This window comes from Paracoccus sp. JM45, from assembly GCF_003590715.1.
Classification (GTDB): Bacteria; Pseudomonadota; Alphaproteobacteria; order Rhodobacterales; family Rhodobacteraceae; genus Paracoccus.
In genome coordinates this window covers 460969-480467 of the sequence record NZ_QQVY01000001.1, presented here as the reverse complement: position 1 = coordinate 480467, position 19499 = coordinate 460969, and the positions used below count along the sequence as shown (strand labels likewise).

General features: G+C 60.0%; 15 protein-coding genes and 2 tRNA genes. 12 read left to right on the top strand and 5 right to left on the bottom strand.

What is annotated here, in order from left to right; all coding sequences use genetic code 11:
- Window positions 1–7 precede the first annotated feature (7 nt).
- On the bottom strand, window positions 8–865 hold the full coding sequence (gene panC / locus DWB67_RS02425) for a pantoate--beta-alanine ligase (protein ID WP_119805893.1): 858 nt from the start codon (window positions 863–865) through the stop codon (window positions 8–10).
- A 168-nt stretch (window positions 866–1033) separates the two neighbouring features.
- Between panC and DWB67_RS02420 the strand changes: the two genes are divergently transcribed.
- Window positions 1034–3526 (top strand): FAD-dependent oxidoreductase, encoded by a 2493-nt coding sequence (locus tag DWB67_RS02420; protein ID WP_119805892.1) that lies wholly within the window; start codon window positions 1034–1036, stop codon window positions 3524–3526.
- 45 nt (window positions 3527–3571) lie between these two features.
- Here the strand turns inward: DWB67_RS02420 and DWB67_RS02415 are convergent.
- The 4 genes from DWB67_RS02415 to uvrA all read right to left on the bottom strand — a co-directional run bounded on the left by DWB67_RS02415 (window position 3572) and on the right by uvrA (window position 7240).
- Window positions 3572–3646: transfer RNA gene (locus DWB67_RS02415), tRNA-Gly, on the bottom strand.
- A 190-nt stretch (window positions 3647–3836) separates the two neighbouring features.
- Window positions 3837–3911: transfer RNA gene (locus DWB67_RS02410), tRNA-Gly, on the bottom strand.
- A 93-nt stretch (window positions 3912–4004) separates the two neighbouring features.
- The gene (locus DWB67_RS02405) at window positions 4005–4385 is read right to left on the bottom strand and encodes a DUF4260 domain-containing protein (RefSeq protein WP_119805891.1); all 381 of its coding nucleotides are present in this window, start codon (window positions 4383–4385) and stop codon (window positions 4005–4007) included.
- Window positions 4382–7240 (bottom strand): excinuclease ABC subunit UvrA, encoded by a 2859-nt coding sequence (gene uvrA, locus DWB67_RS02400; protein ID WP_119805890.1) that lies wholly within the window; start codon window positions 7238–7240, stop codon window positions 4382–4384. The genes DWB67_RS02405 and uvrA overlap by 4 nt, the downstream gene beginning before the upstream one ends.
- Window positions 7241–7472: 232 nt before the next feature.
- On the opposite strand from uvrA, the gene DWB67_RS02395 reads away from it, so the two are divergent.
- The 11 genes from DWB67_RS02395 to nuoG all read left to right on the top strand — a co-directional run bounded on the left by DWB67_RS02395 (window position 7473) and on the right by nuoG (window position 19499).
- Window positions 7473–10907: a pyruvate carboxylase gene (locus DWB67_RS02395; protein ID WP_119805889.1), complete on the top strand. Its 3435-nt coding sequence runs from the start codon at window positions 7473–7475 to the stop codon at window positions 10905–10907.
- Between the two features lie 211 nt (window positions 10908–11118).
- Window positions 11119–11484, top strand: coding sequence for an NADH-quinone oxidoreductase subunit A (locus DWB67_RS02390; protein WP_119805888.1), 366 nt, complete (start codon window positions 11119–11121; stop codon window positions 11482–11484).
- Window positions 11475–12008, top strand: a complete 534-nt coding sequence (locus DWB67_RS02385) for an NADH-quinone oxidoreductase subunit B family protein (protein ID WP_119805887.1) — start codon at window positions 11475–11477, stop codon at window positions 12006–12008. The genes DWB67_RS02390 and DWB67_RS02385 overlap by 10 nt, the downstream gene beginning before the upstream one ends.
- Before the next feature lie 2 nt (window positions 12009–12010).
- Complete coding sequence (locus DWB67_RS02380) at window positions 12011–12628, top strand: NADH-quinone oxidoreductase subunit C (RefSeq protein ID WP_119805886.1); 618 nt, start codon at window positions 12011–12013, stop codon at window positions 12626–12628.
- A 4-nt stretch (window positions 12629–12632) separates the two neighbouring features.
- Window positions 12633–13871, top strand: coding sequence for an NADH-quinone oxidoreductase subunit D (locus tag DWB67_RS02375; RefSeq protein ID WP_119805885.1), 1239 nt, complete (start codon window positions 12633–12635; stop codon window positions 13869–13871).
- Window positions 13871–14776 (top strand): NADH-quinone oxidoreductase subunit NuoE, encoded by a 906-nt coding sequence (nuoE, locus tag DWB67_RS02370; protein WP_119805884.1) that lies wholly within the window; start codon window positions 13871–13873, stop codon window positions 14774–14776. The genes DWB67_RS02375 and nuoE overlap by 1 nt, the downstream gene beginning before the upstream one ends.
- Window positions 14777–14829: 53 nt before the next feature.
- Window positions 14830–15426, top strand: a complete 597-nt coding sequence (locus tag DWB67_RS02365; protein WP_220475087.1) for a hypothetical protein — start codon at window positions 14830–14832, stop codon at window positions 15424–15426.
- Window positions 15426–15638: a DUF5337 domain-containing protein gene (locus DWB67_RS02360; protein WP_119805882.1), complete on the top strand. Its 213-nt coding sequence runs from the start codon at window positions 15426–15428 to the stop codon at window positions 15636–15638. Before DWB67_RS02365 ends, DWB67_RS02360 begins: the two co-directional genes overlap by 1 nt.
- Window positions 15639–15665: 27 nt before the next feature.
- A complete protein-coding gene (gene nuoF / locus DWB67_RS02355) occupies window positions 15666–16961 on the top strand; it encodes an NADH-quinone oxidoreductase subunit NuoF (RefSeq protein WP_119805881.1) in 1296 nt (431 codons plus the stop codon).
- Window positions 16962–17068: 107 nt separating this feature from the next.
- Entirely contained in the window at window positions 17069–17476 is a 408-nt protein-coding gene (locus DWB67_RS02350) for a DUF5333 domain-containing protein (protein ID WP_119806163.1), read from the top strand.
- Between the two features lie 10 nt (window positions 17477–17486).
- Window positions 17487–19499, top strand: a complete 2013-nt coding sequence (gene nuoG, locus DWB67_RS02345; protein WP_119805880.1) for an NADH-quinone oxidoreductase subunit NuoG — start codon at window positions 17487–17489, stop codon at window positions 19497–19499.

Below are 19499 nucleotides of genomic sequence, written 5' to 3'. Positions count from 1 at the left end.
AGCCTCCTTACGGGTGGGCGACGCGCTGGTCGATCAGCAGCACATCGCCAAAGCGAACGGCCAGCAGGATGACGACGGGGCGGGAAAATGCGGTCGGTTGTGACAGATCATCGGCATCACGGATGTCGATGGATTGCGTATCGGCCCGCGGTTCGGTTGCCAGCATGTCCCGCAGCCCGTCATGGACCGCCTGCAAGGTTGCACCTGCCGCGACCTGTGCTTGCGCCTGATCCAGAGCGCGGGCCAGCACAGTCGCCGCCGCGCGGTCTTCGGGTGTCAGGCGACGGTTGCGCGATGACATGGCAAGCCCGTCTGCTTCGCGCACCGTCGGGACAGGCAGGATATCGACGGGAATATCCAGATCGGCGACCATCTGCCGGATCAGGGTCAGCTGCTGGTAATCTTTTTCGCCAAAGGCCGCGACGTCGGGTTGGGTGATGTTGAACAGCTTGGTCACAACAGTGGCCACCCCGCGGAAATGCCCCGGACGCAGTTCGCCCATCAGCATGCCGCCCAGGCCCGCCACCTCGACATGGGTCTGGGCATGGGGGCGATAGATGTCGTGGACTTGCGGCAGGAACACCGCATCGCAGCCGACCGACCGCAGCAGGGTCAGATCGTTTTCCTCGTCACGCGGGTATTTGGCCAGATCCTCGTTCGGACCGAATTGTGTCGGGTTCACAAAAATCGAGGTGACAACCCGTCCCCCGCCATGTGCGTCCAGCCATGCCCGTGCACGCGTCACCAACGCCAGATGCCCTTCGTGTAGCGCGCCCATGGTGGGAACCAGCGCCAACTGTGCGCCATTCTGACGCCAGTTCCGGATGCATTCGCGCATGGCCTGTGTGCTGCGGCAGATCTGCATATCAGGCGCTTTCCTTGAATCGTGACGCAGAACCTAACCTTTGGCGACGGGTCGGGCAAGTGCCGCATCATGGATGTCGTTTTTCGCCCGCATTGGTCGGGGCCTTCTGACGCACGGTTTCCGCGATCATGCATCACTGGTGAAACAAGGCCTTCAAGGAGTCGCGGGATGAAGTCGCATGTTAAGGTTCTGGTGGTCGGGGGCGGCGCGGTCGGTTGCGGCATCGCGCTGCATCTGGCGCGGGCAGGGTGGGATACGCTGCTTGTCGAACGCGACGAACTGACGGCGGGGTCCACATGGCATGCCGCAGGTCTGCTGCCGCTGTTCAACATGGGCTATGCAACCAGCCATATCCACGATTATTCGGTCAAGCTCTATGCAGGGCTTGAGGCGACGACCGGCCTGAACGCGGGCTTTAGCCGTTGCGGCAACCTGCGGATGGCCCAGACCGATGCGCGGATGGACGAATACATGCTCTATTCCGCCACGGCCGAAACCGTGGGGATCGAGCATGAATTCCTGACCCCCGCGCAGATTCGCGACCGCTGGCCGTTGGTGCATACCGATGACCTGAAAGGCGCGCTGTTTCACCCGACCGACGGTTATATCAACCCCGCCGACGTGACGCAGGCGATGGCCAAGGGCGCGCGGATGGCGGGCTGCGCGATCGAACGCAAGATTCAGGTCAACGCCTATGCGTGGACCGGATCAGAGTGGATCGTGACCTGCGAGCGTATGGTCGAAAAAGGGGGTAACCTGATTTCTTCGGGCGAGACCTTTGAAATCCGAGCGGAACATGTCGTCACCGCCACAGGCAACCACGCGCAGCGCACCGCGCGTCTGTTGGGTATCCGCATTCCTGCGATCCCGGTCGAACACCAGTTCATCGTGACTGAACCCGACCCCGCGCTGTTGAAATGGCGTGCCGAGGGCAATCCCGAACACCCCGTTCTGCGCGACGCCGATGCAAAATGGTATGTGCGCGAGGAACGCGGTGGCTGGATTCTGGGCCCCTACGAGAAAGGCGCCCCCGCGCGCTTCCCCTATGGCGTGCCTGACAGCTTCCGTGCGGATCTGTTCCCGCTGGATCTGGACCGGATCGAGGAGGAATATATGGCGATGATCCACCGGATCCCGACTTCGGAAACGGTGGGCCTCAAGGACGATTTCAACGGTCCGATCTGCTATACCCCCGATGGCAACCCGCTGGTCGGCCCTGCGCCGGGCCTGCGCAACATGTGGCTGGCCGAGGGGTTCAGCTTTGGCATCACCGCGGCGGGCGGTGTCGGGCATTACCTTGCCCAGCTGATGACCGAGGGTGAGGCCGAGATCGACATGGCATCGCTGGACCCGCGCCGTTTCGGGTCGTGGATGACCACCGAATATGCGGTGAAAAAGAACGAAGAAGCCTATGACCACGTCTTCATCCTGCACCACCCTGACGAAGAACGCCCCGCCGCGCGTCCTTTGCGGACATCGCCCGCCTATGACCGTCAGGCCGCCCGCGGGGCGCAGTTCGGTCAGGTGAACGGGTGGGAACGTCCGAATTACTTCGCGCCACAGGGGTTTGACGACCACGGCGCGCGCAGTTTCCGCCGCGGCGGCTGGTGGCAATATGCCAAGGCCGAGGCCGAGGCCATCCGCAACACCGCCGGTCTGATTGATGCCACCGCATTCGCCAAACATGTCGTCACAGGGCCGGGGGCGACGGCGTTCCTTGACTGGTTCACCACCAACAAGCTGCCCAAGGTTGGCCGCATCAACCTGACCTATGCCCTGACAGATGCAGGTACCACGCGCACCGAATATACCATCGTCCGGCGGGCCGAGGATGACTACTATCTGGTGTCAGCCGGTGCATGGACGGATTACGACGCCGACAACCTGATCAAATCCGCGCAGGATTTTATGGCGGCGGGCGGTGCCTATGTCGCCATTCAGGATGTAACCACGCAATGGGGCGTCTTTGCCATCGCGGGCCCGCAATCGCGCGCGATTCTGTCCAAGCTGGTTCGCGACGCCGAACCGGAAACCGCCCTGTCAAACAAGCGCTTCCCGTGGCTGTCCGCGCGCCGGATCGAACTGGGCATGGTGCCGGTACAGGCGATCCGCGTTGCCTATACCGGCGAATTGGGCTGGGAATTGCATCACCCGATCGAGATGCAGAATCACCTGTTTGACCAGTTGATGGCTGCGGGCGAACCATTGGGGCTGAAACTGGTGGGGGCGCGGGCGCAGAACTGGCTGCGTCAGGAAAAATCCTATCGTGCCTTCGGGACCGAACTGGGCCGCGATGCGACGCCGCTAGAGGCTGGTCTGGATCGCTTCGTCGATCTGTCCAAGGATTTCAAAGGCAAGGATGCGATGCAGGCCAAGGGTATCCGGTCGCAATGCGTGACGTTGCTGATCGACGGGCCGGATGATGCCGACCCTTGGGGCCGCGAAGGGTTGTTTTTGGATGGTGCCCGCGTGGGTCGCCTGACCTCGGGCGGGTATTCGGTGGGCTTTGGCAAGCAGATCGGCATGGGCTATGTCCGCCCTGATCTGGCCGTACTGGGCACAAAGTTGCAGGTACGGATGTTCCGCCAGCTCTTCGACGCCGTCGTGGCCGAGGACAGCCCCTTTGATCCGCAAAACGCGCGCATCCGTATCGACGGGTGACTGGAATGACAAAGGCCGGATCCAAAGATCCGGCCTTTTGTAATCTGGAGCGGGCGAGGCGATTCGAACGCCCGACCCTAACCTTGGCAAGGTTATGCTCTACCCCTGAGCTACGCCCGCTCCGTTCCGTCTGCATTCCGTTTCCGGCCTGCCTTCGGTAAGCGGTGATTTAGTGAAAGCCATCCGGATACGCAAGGGGGCAAAACGCATGATTTTTGCCGCGCGGTCAGAATTTTGTCTTGGTGAATTGTAATGTGGAAAGGGCTGAAACGACAAAAGCCAGATCCGAAGATCTGGCTTTTTGTTTATCTGGAGCGGGCGAGGCGATTCGAACGCCCGACCCTAACCTTGGCAAGGTTATGCTCTACCCCTGAGCTACGCCCGCTCCGTTCCGTCTGCATCCCGTTTCCGGTCTGCCTTCGGTAGGCGGTGATTTACGGAAAGCGCCCGCGCTCTGCAAGAGGAAAAATCGCCATTTTCAGCTTTTTTCCGAACCAGCTTCGCCCAACTGCCCCAAATGCGTGTCAACGAAGCCTGAAATCCGCTTCAGCCCCATCCCAAAGGCACGATCCGCGCCCACATGGACCATCCAGATTGCCCCTGCCGCAATCAGCCCCGTCAGTCCCAAAGCAACACCGATCAGCGCCAGCAGCAGGCCGGTGCCGTAAAGATGGGTGACATTATAGGTGAATGCACCAATTCGGCGGTTGGCCAGATATCCCGCCGCGCCCAAATCAGGTGCCAGTAAAGCCAAAGGCCATACCCACCAAGGCCAGCCGTTCTGCGTCATCACTGCCAAGGGAAGGGCGCCCAGAACAATCAAGGCGCCTTCGATCCTTTGCCATGCAACAGGGGTCATTCGGCGGCGCGCATGCGGGCAGGGGTCAGCATATCGCCCAGGTAACGGCCTGTGTGGCTGGCCTCGACCTTGGCAACGGCCTCTGGGGTGCCATGCGCCACGATAACGCCGCCACCATCGCCACCTTCGGGACCGATGTCGATCAGCCAGTCAGCTGTTTTGATGACATCCAGATTGTGTTCGATGACCACCACCGTATTGCCCTGTTCAACCAGTTCGTGCAGCACTTCCAGCAGCTTGCGGACATCTTCGAAATGCAGGCCGGTGGTCGGTTCGTCCAGAATATATAATGTCCTGCCTGTGGATTGGCGCGACAATTCCTTGGACAGCTTCACACGCTGTGCCTCGCCACCCGACAGGGTCGTTGCCTGCTGGCCGACCTTGATATAGCCCAGCCCCACCTGCATCAGCGCGTCCATCTTGGTGCGGATCGACGGCACCGCGGCAAAGAAGGTCTGCGCGTCCTCGACCGTCATATCCAGCACGTCGGCGATGGATTGACCTTTGAAAGTCACTTCCAGCGTTTCGCGGTTATAGCGTTTGCCCTTGCAGGTTTCGCATTCGACATAGACGTCGGGCAGGAAGTGCATCTCGATCTTGATGACACCATCGCCCTGACACGCCTCGCAGCGGCCACCTTTAACGTTAAAGCTGAAGCGACCGGGCTTATAACCACGCGCCTTTGATTCGGGCAGACCGGCGAACCAGTCGCGAATCGGGGTGAACGCTCCGGTATAGGTGGCCGGATTCGAACGGGGTGTGCGGCCGATGGGGCGTTGGTCGATGTCGATGACCTTATCCAGATGCTCCAACCCTTTGATGGTTTCGCATGGGGCAGGGGTCTGACGCGCACCGTTCAGGCGCATGCTGGCGGTCTTGAACAGGGTTTCAATTGTCAGGGTGGATTTGCCGCCACCAGACACGCCGGTCACACAGACAAACTTGCCAAGCGGAAAGTCCGCTGTGACTTTCTTCAGATTGTTTCCGGTCGCCTTGACGACAGTCACCTTCTTGCCGTTCCCCTTCCGGCGCTTTTCAGGAACCGCAATTGACCTACTTCCCGACAGATATTGCCCCGTCAGGCTGTTCGGATCGGCGGCAATCTGGTCCGGCGTGCCGTGGCTGACCACGGCCCCGCCATGGACGCCTGCACCCGGACCCATATCGAAGACGTAATCGGCATGCCGGATCGCGTCTTCGTCATGTTCGACGACCAGAACCGAATTGCCCTGATCGCGCAGGTTTACCAGCGTGGTCAGCAACCGGTCGTTGTCACGCTGGTGTAATCCGATCGAGGGTTCGTCCAGAACATAAAGCACACCTGTCAGGCCGCTGCCGATCTGGCTGGCCAGACGGATGCGCTGGCTTTCGCCACCCGACAAAGTGCCTGCAGCACGTGACAATGTCAGATAATCCAGACCGACATTGACCAGAAACCCGAGGCGTTCGCGGATTTCCTTAAGGATCGCCGTGGCGATTTCGTTCTTTTGCTTGGACAGATGGTTCGGGGCGTCCGTAACCCATGCCAATGCGTCCTTGATCGACAGTTCGACCACCTGTCCGACGTGGTCGCCCGCGATTTTGACGGCCAAGGCTTCGGGTTTCAGGCGATAACCGGTGCAGGCACCGCAGGGGCGGTTGTTCTGGTAACGCTCGAATTCGTCGCGAACCCATTGGCTGTCCGATTCGCGAAGACGGCGTTCCATGTTGGGAATCACCCCTTCGAACACGCGGGCGATTTCATAGACGCGACCGGCATCGTCAAAGCGGAACTTGATTTCCTCTTCGCCCGAACCGCGCATGAACAGATCCTGTGCCGACTTGGGCAGGTCTTTCCACGGGGTCTTCTTGTCAAAGCCGTAATGCTTGGCCAGCGCATTGACGGTTTGCGTCAGATAGGCCGATTTCGATTTGGCCCACGGGGCAATCGCGCCCTTATCGACCGAAAGCGTGGCATCCGGCACGACTAGGCGTTCGTCAAAGAACAGCTCAACTCCCAGACCGTCACAGACGGGGCAGGCACCGAAGGGGGCGTTAAAAGAAAACAGCCGCGGTTCGATTTCTGGAATCGTGAAGCCGCTGACCGGACAGGCGAATTTTTCGCTGAAGGTCAGATGCTCGGGGTCACCCTCGGACGGGGCGGTTTCCAGATTGGCAATGCCGTCGGCCAGATCCAGCGCGGTACGAAGACTGTCGGCCAGCCGCGTTTCCATGCCTTCACGCACAACGACCCGGTCAACAACCACGTCGATATTGTGGCGGAATTTCTTGTCCAAGGTCGGCGGTTCGTCCAGATCATAGAATTCGCCGTTGACCTTGATGCGCTGGAACCCCTGCTTGCGCAGTTCCAGAAACTCCTTGCGGTATTCGCCTTTGCGGTCGCGCACGATGGGGGCCAGCAGGAAAGCGCGGGTGCCGTCGGGAAGGGCCATGATGCGGTCGACCATGTCCTGCACTTGCTGCGCCTCGATCGGCAGGCCGGTCGCGGGGGAATAGGGCGTGCCGGCGCGCGCGAACAGCAGGCGCATATAGTCATAGATCTCGGTCACGGTGCCGACGGTCGAACGGGGGTTCTTGGACGTGGTCTTCTGTTCGATACTGATGGCGGGGGACAAGCCGCTGATGTGGTCCACATCCGGCTTGCCCATCATATCCAGAAACTGGCGCGCATACGCCGACAGGCTTTCGACATAGCGCCGCTGCCCTTCGGCATAGACAGTGTCGAACGCCAGTGATGATTTGCCTGAACCCGACAATCCGGTGATCACCACCAGCTTGTCGCGCGGAATGTCCATATCGACATTCTTCAGATTATGTTCGCGCGCGCCGCGCACTTCGATGAACTTCTGTTCCATGCCGTGTCCCTGATGCCCAAGCGTCTCAGATATGAATGCACAGACGAAAAGCAAGTTCATTATGCGAACATAATGTGAACGAATTGCGGCAAAGCTGCCTTTGCGGGTATTCGCCGACCATTCCGCCAGGCTTCGCTGCACTTGCAAGATGTATGGCACATATTTTCACCAACACTTGCGCTGCAACGCGGCACCGCTAGGATGCTGTGAAATTGAGTAGGGGGCTTTTCGCATGTTTGAGAAAATATTGATTGCGAACCGTGGTGAGATCGCGATCCGTGTGATGCGTGCCGCGAATGAATTGGGAAAACGAACGGTTGCGGTTTACGCCGAGGAGGACAAGCTTGGTCTTCACCGTTTCAAGGCAGATGAGGCATATCGCATCGGCGAGGGTCTGGGCCCCGTTGCGGCCTATCTGTCGATTCCCGAAATCATTCGTGTCGCAAAGGAATGCGGCGCGGATGCGATCCATCCGGGCTATGGCCTGCTGTCGGAAAACCCCGAATTCGTGGATGCCTGTTTCGAGGCGGGCATCACATTCATCGGTCCCAAGGCGGAAACCATGCGTGCGCTTGGCGACAAGGCCAGCGCCCGTCACGTTGCCATCAAGGCTGGCGTCCCCGTCATTCCCGCGACCGAAGTGCTGGGTGAGGATTTCGATGCCATCAAGGCCGAGGCCGCCGAAGTCGGCTATCCCTTGATGCTGAAGGCCAGCTGGGGCGGTGGTGGTCGCGGCATGCGCCCGATCAACAACCCCGAAGAGCTGGTCGAAAAAGTCCGCGAAGGCCGCCGCGAGGCTGAAGCCGCCTTTGGCAATGGCGAGGGTTATCTGGAAAAGATGATCATCCGCGCCCGCCACGTCGAGGTGCAGCTGCTGGGCGACACGCATGGCGGTCTGTATCACCTGTTCGAACGCGATTGCACGGTCCAGCGCCGGAACCAGAAGGTCGTGGAACGCGCGCCCGCACCCTATCTGACCGAAGAACAGCGCGCCGAGGTATGCGGCCTTGCGCTGAAAATCGGGCAGGCGGTCGGATACCAGAACGCTGGCACCGTCGAATTTCTGATGGATATGGACGATGAGAAATTCTATTTCATCGAGGTGAACCCCCGCGTTCAGGTCGAACACACCGTGACCGAAGAGGTCACCGGCATCGACATCGTCCAGTCCCAGATCAAGATCGCCGAAGGCGCGACGCTGGCCGCGGCCACCGGCCATGACAGTCAGGACCAGATCACCCTGTCGGGCCACGCGCTGCAGTGCCGCGTCACGACCGAGGACCCGCAGAACAACTTTATCCCTGATTATGGCCGTATCACTGCCTATCGCAGCGCGACAGGCATGGGCATCCGTCTGGATGGCGGCACCGCCTATGCAGGTGGCGTGATCACCCGCTATTATGATTCGCTGCTGGTCAAGGTGACAGCATGGGCACAGACGCCCGATCAGGCCATCAAGCGGATGGACCGTGCCTTGCGCGAATTCCGGGTGCGCGGTGTCAGCACGAATATCGATTTTGTCATCAACCTGTTAAAACAGCCGACCTTCCTTGATGACACCTATACGACCAAATTCATCGACACGACGCCTTCGCTGTTCACGTTCAAAAAGCGTCAGGACCGCGCGACCCGCATCCTGACCTATCTGGCCGATATCAGCGTCAACGGGCATCCTGAAACCACGGGGCGTGCCTTGCCGCCCGCACAGGCGCGCCAGCCTTTGCCGCCGGTTGCCACCGCCGAACCCGCCGCTGGCACCCGCCAGTTGCTGGAATCGCAAGGGGCGCAGGCTGTTGCCGACTGGATGGGTGCGCAGAAGCAGCTGCTGATCACCGACACCACCATGCGTGACGGTCACCAGTCGCTGCTGGCCACGCGGATGCGCTCGATCGACATGATCCGCGTCGCGCCAAGCTATGCCGCCAATCTGCCGCAGCTGTTCAGCGTCGAATGCTGGGGCGGGGCGACATTCGATGTGGCCTATCGTTTCTTGCAGGAATGTCCGTGGCAGCGCCTGCGCGACATCCGCCAGCATATGCCGAACCTGATGACGCAGATGCTGCTGCGCGCCAGCAATGGCGTCGGATACACCAACTATCCTGATAACGTCGTGCAGTCCTTTGTGCGTCAGGCCGCCGAAACCGGCGTCGATGTCTTCCGCGTTTTCGACAGCCTGAACTGGGTCGAGAATATGCGCGTCGCCATGGATGCGGTCATCGAATCGGGGAAAATCTGCGAAGGCACGGTTTGCTATACCGGCAATATGCTGGACCCCGACCGGTCAAAATACGATCTGGCCTATTACGTCAAAACCGCCAAGGATCTGAAGGCGGCCGGCGCACATGTGCTGGGTCTGAAGGATATGGCAGGCCTGCTGAAGCCCGCCGCCGCCACCCAGCTGATCACCGCCCTGAAGGAAGAGGTCGGCCTGCCGATCCATTTCCACACGCATGACACCAGCGGCATGGGTGGCGCGACCATCCTTGCGGCGGCTGCTGCCGGTGTGGACGCCGTCGATTGCGCGATGGATGCGCTGTCGGGCAACACCAGCCAGCCGACCATGGGTTCGGTCGTGGAATCGCTGGCACAGACCGACCGCGATACCGGACTGGACATCGGCCATATCCGCGCCATCAGCAACTATTGGGAACGGGTCCGCGAAAGCTATGCCGCCTTCGAATCCGGCCTGCAGGCCCCCGCATCCGAGGTTTATCTGCACGAAATGCCCGGCGGCCAGTTCACCAACCTGAAAGCGCAGGCGCGTTCGATGGGGCTGGAAGATCGCTGGCACGAGGTCGCGCAGGCTTATGCCGATGTGAACCAGATGTTCGGCGATATCGTCAAAGTCACGCCGTCCTCCAAGGTGGTCGGTGATATGGCGCTGATGATGGTGGCCCAGAACCTGACACCGCAGCAGGTGATGGACGCCGAAACGGATGTCAGCTTCCCTGACAGCGTTGTCGATATGATGCGCGGCAATCTGGGCCAACCTCCCGGTGGCTGGCCGCAGGCGATCCAGTCCAAGATCCTGAAGGGCGAGGAACCCTTTACCGATCGTCCCGGCGCCCATCTGGAACCCGTCGATCTGGAAGCCGTGCGTGCCAAACTGTCCGAAGAACTGGGTGGCAAGACCATCGATGATGAGGATCTGAACGGTTATCTGATGTATCCCAAGGTCTTTACCGACTATATGGCACGTCACGAAACCTATGGCCCCGTCCGCACCCTGCCGACCCGCAACTTCTTTTACGGAATGGAACCAGGGCAGGAAATCAGCGTCGAGATCGACCCCGGCAAGACCCTTGAAATCCGCCTGCTGACCTTGGGCGAGACGGATGAAAAAGGCGAGATGAAGGTCTTCTTCGAGTTGAACGGCCAGCCGCGCAGCATCCGGGTCCCTAACCGCAAGGCCACGGGCACCGCCGCTGTGCGCCCCAAGGCCGATCCGGCGAACGAAGGTCATGTCGGCGCACCCATGCCGGGCGTTGTCGCATCGGTCGGCGCGGTTGCAGGCGCCAAGGTCAATCAGGGCGACCTGCTTCTGACGATCGAGGCCATGAAGATGGAAACCGGTCTGCACGCGGATCGGGACGGCGTCATCAAGGCCGTCCATGTCACCCCCGGCCAACAGATCGATGCAAAAGACCTGCTGGTCGAAATCGAATAGAATCATTCGGGGCAGGGCGGTGAAAACGGCCTTGCCCCGGACTGACCAGTTAAGATGCAGCGACTTTTAATTGGGCAAATGCAACGATTAGCCGCAGGATCGTTGATTTCGGCCCGTTGACCCCGCTGCTTGGCAGGTCTAAACCCGCAAACAGCCAACCCGTCGCGAGGTGAGCCATGATCCCCGCGACCGACAATGGGGATCAACGCCCGTGGAAAACCTTTTGCAGGATTATCTGCCCATTCTCGTCTTTGTGGGAATGGCGTCAGCACTTGCACTGCTCTTGTTGCTATCAGCCATCTTGATCGCTGTTCGTAACCCGGACCCCGAAAAGGTCAGCGCATATGAATGCGGTTTCAACGCCTTTGACGATGCACGGATGAAATTCGACGTGCGCTTCTATCTGGTGTCGATCCTTTTCATCATTTTCGACCTTGAAGTGGCCTTCCTGTTTCCCTGGGCGGTCAATTTCCAGAACCTCAGCGATGTGGCCTTCTGGTCGATGATGGTCTTTCTTGGCGTGTTGACCGCAGGCTTTGCCTATGAATGGAAGAAGGGGGCGCTGGAATGGGCGTGATGGCCGGAGCAAATACAGCCGGTCCCGACCGCGAGGTCGCGACCGCCGCGCTGAACCACGAATTGCAGGACAAGGGCTTCCTGCTGACCACGACCGAAGACATCATCAACTGGGCGCGTAACGGTTCGCTGCACTGGATGACCTTCGGTCTGGCCTGCTGCGCCGTCGAGATGATGCACACCTCGATGCCGCGCTATGACCTTGAACGCTTCGGGACCGCACCGCGCGCATCACCGCGCCAGTCGGACCTGATGATCGTTGCCGGTACGCTGACCAACAAGATGGCACCCGCTTTGCGCAAGGTCTATGACCAGATGCCCGAACCGCGTTATGTCATCAGCATGGGCAGCTGCGCCAATGGCGGCGGTTATTACCATTACAGCTATTCGGTGGTGCGTGGATGTGACCGCATCGTTCCGGTGGACATCTATGTTCCCGGTTGCCCGCCGACAGCCGAAGCGCTGCTTTATGGCATCCTGCAACTTCAGCGCCGCATCCGGCGCACCGGAACGTTGGTGAGGTAACGATGGCGCATTATCCCGACATAGACGCGCTGGAACAGCTGGCCGAGCACATCAAGATGCGTCGCCCTGGCGAAGTTCTGGATGCCACCGTGGCATTCAACGAACTGACCGTGACGGCAACGGCCACCGGCATTCTGGACCTGATCGAATTTCTGCGCAGCGATAGCAGTTGCCGTTTTTCGACGCTGGTGGACATCACTGCCGTTGACCACCCCGAACGCGCACAGCGTTTCGACGTGGTTTGGCATTTCCTGTCGATGTACCAGAATCACCGCATTCGCGTGAAAACCGCGATTCGCGAAGATGAAATGCTGCCGACGCTGGTGAAAATCTATCCCGCCGCCAATTGGTTCGAGCGTGAGATTTTCGACATGTTCGGCATTCTGTTCACGGGCCATCCCGACATGCGTCGCCTGTTGACCGATTATGGTTTTTCGGGCCATCCGCTGCGGAAAGATTTTCCGACCACCGGTTATGTCGAGGTTCGCTATGACGAAGCTGAAAAGCGCGTTATCTATGAGCCTGTAAATCTGGTGCAGGAATACCGCCAGTTCGATTTCCTCTCTCCGTGGGAGGGCGCGAAATACGTCCTGCCCGGCGACGAAAAGACCAAGGGGTAAGGCCATGGACGGCGATATCCGCGTGAACCATTATGACGACGGCAGCGAGGATTTGCTGACCGGCGAACAGCGTATCCGCAATTTCAACATCAACTTTGGCCCTCAGCACCCCGCCGCACACGGCGTGTTGCGGATGGTGCTGGAGCTGGACGGTGAAGTTGTCGAGCGCGCCGATCCGCATATCGGTCTGCTGCATCGCGGCACCGAAAAGCTGATGGAAAGCCGCACCTATCTGCAAAACCTGCCGTATTTCGACCGGCTGGATTATGTGTCGCCGATGAATCAGGAACACGCATGGTGTCTGGCGATCGAGCGTCTGACCGGTACCGTAGTGCCGCGTCGCGCCAGCCTGATCCGTGTGCTCTATTCGGAAATCGGCCGTATTCTGAACCACTTGCTGGGTCTGACGACAGGTGCGCTGGACGTAGGTGCGCTGACGCCGCCGCTTTGGGGCTTTGAAGCGCGCGAAGAGTTGATGATTTTCTATGAACGCGCCAGCGGTGCGCGTTTGCACGCAGCCTATTTCCGGCCCGGTGGCGTCCATCAGGACCTGCCGCCCGATTTGCTGAATGACATCGAAGCATGGTGTGAAAAGTTCCCCAAGGTTCTGGACGATCTGGACACGCTGCTGACCGAAAACCGGATCTTCAAGCAGCGTCTGGTCGATATCGGCATTGTCAGCGAACAAGATGCGCTGGATTGGGGCTTTTCGGGCGTCATGGTCCGTGGGTCTGGCATGGCGTGGGATTTGCGCCGCAGCCAACCCTATGAATGTTATGATGAATTTGATTTCAAGATTCCGGTCGGCACTAATGGTGATTGCTATGACCGTTTCCTGTGCCGGATGCAGGAAATGCGCGAATCAACCAGCATTATGAAGCAGGCGATCACCAAGCTGCGGGCTGAACCCGCAGGTGATGTGATGGCCCGTGGTAAGCTGACGGCCCCCAAGCGCGCGGATATGAAGCGTGATATGGAAAGCCTGATCCACCACTTCAAACTCTATACCGAAGGCTTCCGCGTTCCGGCGGGTGAAGTCTATGCTGCCGTCGAGGCCCCCAAGGGCGAGTTCGGTGTTTATCTGGTCAGCGACGGGTCGAATAAACCCTATCGCGCCAAGCTGCGGGCGCCGGGCTTCCTGCACCTGCAATCAATGGACTGGATGTCGAAGGGCCATTTGCTGGCCGATGTCCCCGCCCTCATCGCCACCCAAGACATCGTGTTCGGAGAGGTTGACCGCTGATGCTGCGCCGCCTTCACCCTGTCCAGCCGGACAGCTTTACCTTTACGCTTGCGAACCTTGAATGGGCGCAGGCACAGATCACCAAATATCCGGAAGGTCGCCAGCAATCGGCGATCATCCCGCTGCTGTGGCGTGCACAGGAACAGGAAGGCTGGCTGTCACGTCCGGCCATCGAATATGTCGCTGAATTCCTTGGCATGGCCTATATCCGTGCGCTTGAAGTTGCGACCTTCTACTTTATGTTCCAGCTTCAGCCGGTTGGCACCATTGCCAATATCCAGATCTGCGGAACCACCACCTGCATGATCTGCGGTGCCGAGGATCTGATCGAGGTTTGCAAGCGCAAGATCGCGCCGACCCCGCATACCCCTTCGGCTGATGGCAAGTTCAGCTGGGAAGAGGTCGAATGTCTGGGTGCCTGCGCGAATGCCCCGATGGCCCAGATCGGCAAGGATTACTATGAAGACCTGACGCCCGCTTCGCTGGAGGCGCTGATCGACCGCATGTCGGCGGGCGAAGTTCCACAAGCAGGGTCGCAGACCGGTCGCTTCGCATCCGAACCTGTCACCGGACTGACCAGTCTGGAAGCGGCCAAAGGTGGTCATGATCACAACGCCAGCGTCCAGCTGGCTAATGATCTGGGCGAAACGCTGAAGCGGATCGATGGAACCGAGGTTCCGATCCTGACCAAATGGCAGCGCAACCAGCCCGAAGCGGCTGTGGACGACCAGACGGGGCATGATGCGACCCCTGATAACGAACCGCGCCCCGCCGATGGCCAGCCTGCCGATAAAACGGGTGTGACCGAACAGGAAGCGCAGGCCAGTTCGGCGGCGCGTCCGGTATCGGATCGTGAACCTGCCGGCATCCGCGCCGAGGATAAAAGCGACAGTAAGAAGGACTGATCGACAATAGGGGCCTCTGGTCCAAGGGATACAGCAAAGGGATACCAGTCACGATGCAAAGCTCTAGCCGCATGACCGCGTTGGGAACATTCGTTCTTGTAACAGTTGCGCTTGGATTCTTTGGCTCGACCGGCTGGCTTGGCGCGGTAGTCATGGGACTTGTGATGGGCGCGCTTCTAGGCGCGATCATCTTCGGGCTTGTCGAGAGTGGGACGATGGCAATGGATGGTTCAGATTGGGCACCGGCGGTGCCGACTGCTTTGCCGGGGGCGGCCCCGATGGCCGAAGCGCTTGGCGACCCAGAAGTTGCCGCTGTCGTATCCGAAGACATCGGACCTGCGGGCGACGCCCAGCTGGACACCCCGCGTGAAGGGATGGCCGAAGGGCGCAACATCTATGACCGCCTGCCCCCCGAACCCGAGGCGCAGGCGGAACCTGACAACCTTCGCGCCATCAAAGGCGTGGGCGTCAAGATCGAAGGTGCATTGAACGACGCGGGTATCACCCGTTTCGAACAGATTGCCGCCTTGGACGACGCCAGGATCGACGAACTGTCGAACCAGATCGGTCGCGGTGCTGCACGCATCCGTGGCGATGATTGGGTCGGACAGGCCAAGGAATTGGCAAGAAATACCAAGGGCACGGCCTGATGGCAGCGCCTGCGGATAAGGATGCCAAGCAGATGCGGCAGGTGGCGATCGTGATTGCGGTCGCAATGCTGGTCTGGCTCGCCATTCAGGCGCTTGGTCAACAATACGAGTGGGCGGGAAAGTGGGCTTATCTGGCCGACCTTGCCGCCATCGGCGCTTTTGTCTGGTCGCTGATTGTGACCTGGCGTATCTGGCGGCGCAGGAATGTGTGACGCCCGGATGAGAGGATCGAGGAACGGATGCTGAAAGACCAGGATCGCATTTTCACCAACCTCTATGGGATGGGTGACCGCAGCCTGAAAGGCGCGCAATCGCGTGGCCATTGGGATGGCACGTCCGAGATCATCGGCCGTGGACGCGACAAAATCATCGAACAGATGAAGGCATCCGGCCTTCGCGGACGTGGGGGCGCAGGCTTCCCGACGGGCCTGAAATGGTCCTTCATGCCAAAGGAATCAGATGGACGTCCGTCCTATCTGGTGATCAACGCTGACGAATCCGAACCCGCGACGTGCAAGGACCGTGAGATTATGCGTCACGATCCGCACACCCTGATCGAGGGTGCGTTGATCGCCAGCTTCGCGATGAATGCGCACGCCTGCTATATCTATCTGCGCGGCGAATATATCCGCGAGAAAGAGGCCCTGCAGGCGGCGATCGACGAATGCTATGACGCGGGTATGCTGGGCGCGAATGCGGCCGGTTCCGGTTGGGATTTCGACGTCTATCTGCATCACGGTGCGGGCGCCTATATCTGTGGTGAAGAAACCGCATTGCTGGAAAGCCTTGAAGGCAAGAAAGGCATGCCGCGGATGAAACCGCCGTTCCCCGCCGGTGCCGGTCTTTATGGCTGCCCGACGACGGTGAACAATGTTGAATCCATCGCCGTAGTGCCGACAATCCTGCGTCGCGGGCCGGAATGGTTCGCAGGTTTCGGTCGTCCCAACAACGCGGGCATCAAGCTGTTCGGCCTGACCGGACATCTGAACGCGCCTTGCGTGGTCGAAGAGGCCATGTCTATCAGCATGAAAGAGCTGATCGAAAAACATGGCGGCGGTGTGCGCGGCGGGTGGAAAAACCTGAAAGCGATCATCCCCGGTGGCGCATCCTGTCCTGTCCTGACGGCGGAACAATGTGAAACCGCGATCATGGATTACGACGGCATGCGCGATCTGAAGTCCAGCTTCGGGACGGCCTGCATGATTGTGATGGACCAGAACACGGATGTGATCAAAGCCGTCTGGCGTTTGTCCAAATTTTTCAAACACGAAAGCTGCGGCCAATGCACGCCCTGCCGCGAGGGCACCGGCTGGATGATGCGCGTGATGGAACGACTGGTTTCGGGCGAGGCGGAGGTCGAGGAAATCGACATGCTGCTGGACGTGACCAAACAGGTCGAAGGTCACACGATCTGCGCCTTGGGGGATGCCGCTGCTTGGCCGATCCAAGGGTTGATCCGCAACTTCCGCGGTGAAATCGAAGACCGCCTGAAGGCGAAGAAAACCGGACGTATGGGGGCGATGGCTGCGGAATGATCTGGTCGGGTCATCATAACGCTCACGCGCGGAACACGGGTTCGTTTCGAACCATCCGCGCCGGCGATGATTATGTGGGGACACATCTTCATCATAAGGACCGTTATATGACCCGTTCGATCATGGCCGCCCTGGCCATTTCAGCCTCTTTGATTTCTGGCCCTGCCGCCGCGTTGGAACCGCTGTCGCAGGAAGCCTATGTCAACGACCGCTTGGTGCAGGCGCGCGTGGCGGATATGCTGCGTCGTGGCTGCCCGACAATCAGCGCGCGTCTGGTCCGCGCCTTTTCCGAAGCCCGCGCGCTTAAGCGCTATGCCTTGGACAAGGGTTACAGCGACAGCCAGATCGATGCGTTTCTGGACAGCAAGGACGACCGCAAGCGCATCTATGCTGCGGCTGACCGCTATATGGTTGAAAACGGCGTGGTCAATGGACAGCCGGATACATTTTGCCGCCTCGGGCGGGACGAAATCGCACGGCAGACGGTCGCAGGATCGCTGCTGAGTGCCAGGTAAGGAAGAAATCATGGCCGACTTGCGGACAATCAAGATCGATGGCAACGAAATCGATGTCGATCCGAACATGACCCTGATCCAGGCCTGCGAGCAGGCCGGAATCGAGATCCCGCGCTTCTGCTATCACGAGCGTTTGTCGATTGCCGGCAATTGCCGCATGTGTCTGGTGGAAGTCGTTGGCGGCCCACCCAAGCCCGCCGCAAGCTGCGCCATGCAGGTCAAGGATCTGCGGCCGGGGCCGGAAGGTGCCCCGTCGGAAATCCGCACCAACAGCCCGATGGTCAAGAAGGCCCGCGAGGGCGTGATGGAATTCCTGCTGATTAACCACCCGCTGGATTGCCCGATTTGTGACCAAGGTGGCGAATGCGACCTTCAGGATCAGGCCATGGCCTATGGCGTCGATTTCAGCCGTTATCGCGAACCCAAGCGTGCATCCGAGGAACTGAACCTTGGCCCGCTGGTCGAAACCCATATGACGCGGTGCATCAGCTGCACCCGTTGCGTGCGCTTTACCAGCGAAGTCGCGGGTATTACCCAGATGGGCCAGACCGGTCGCGGCGAAGACAGCGAGATCACAAGCTATCTGAACGAAACGCTGGCCTCGAACATGCAGGGCAATATCATCGATCTGTGCCCCGTCGGTGCGCTGGTCAGCAAACCCTATGCCTTTACAGCCCGCCCTTGGGAACTGACCAAGACCGAGACGATCGACGTCATGGACGCACTTGGCAGCGCGATCCGTGTTGATACCAAGGGCCGCGAAGTTATGCGTATTCTGCCGCGTAACAATGACGACGTGAACGAGGAATGGATCAGCGACAAGACGCGCTTTGTCTGGGACGGTCTGCGTCGCCAGCGTCTGGATAAGCCCTATATCCGTGAAAACGGCAAGCTGCGCGCGGCCACCTGGCCCGAGGCACTGGCAGCCACCGCCCGCGCGATGACCGGCAAGAAAGTTGCGGGTCTGGTTGGCGATCTGACCTCGGTCGAGGCGGCATACAGCCTGAAAACCCTGATCGAGGGTCTGGGCGGCAATGTCGAATGCCGCACCGATGGCGCGAAACTGCCTGCTGGCAACCGTTCAGGTTATGTCGGGAATGCGACGATTGCCGATCTGGACAGCGCCTCCTCGATCCTGCTGGTCGGGACGAACCCGCGCGAAGAAGCGCCGGTGCTGAATTCGCGCATCCGCAAAAACTGGGTGCGTGGCGCGGATGTCACGCTGGTCGGTGAAGCGGTCGATCTGACCTTTGATTACACCCATGCCGGCACGGATCGTGCGGCGCTGTCCAAGCTGTTGGACGATGCGACCGCCGCCGAAGAACCCGGCGTCATCATCGTGGGGCAGGGCGCCCTGCGCGAGGCTGATGGCGAGGGTGTTCTGGCCACTGTCATGGCATTGGCCGAGGTGACAAATGCCCGCGTGCTGGTCCTGCACACTGCCGCGGCCCGTGTGGGTGCGATGGATATTGGTGCGGTGACCCAAGGTGGTCTGGATGCGGCCATCGACGGTGCGCAGGTCATCTTCAACCTTGGCGCGGATGAGGTGGAAATCGCCGCCGGTGCCACGGTCATCTATCAGGGCAGCCATGGTGATCGCGGCGCACATCGCGCCGACATCATCCTGCCTGCTGCCTGCTATACCGAGGAAATGGGCCTGTTCGTCAATACCGAAGGTCGCCCCCAACTGGCCATGCGCGCGAATTTCGCACCGGGAGAGGCCAAGGAAAACTGGGCGATCCTTCGGGCCCTGTCTGCCGAACTTGGCCAGACCCTGCCTTGGGACAGCATCGCGCAGCTGCGCCGCAAAATGGTCGAGGTTGCGCCGCATCTGGCGCAGGTCGGTCAGGTCGTCGAAAGCGATTGGCAGCCCTTGCCCCGAAAGGATCTGGGCCGCGCAAGCTTCGTCAATCCGGTCAAGGATTTCTATCTGACCAACCCGATCGCGCGCTGTTCGCCACTGATGGGGGAATTGTCGCGCATGGCGGCGGCGCGTTTGGCGCCCGCCCATGCAGCGGAGTAG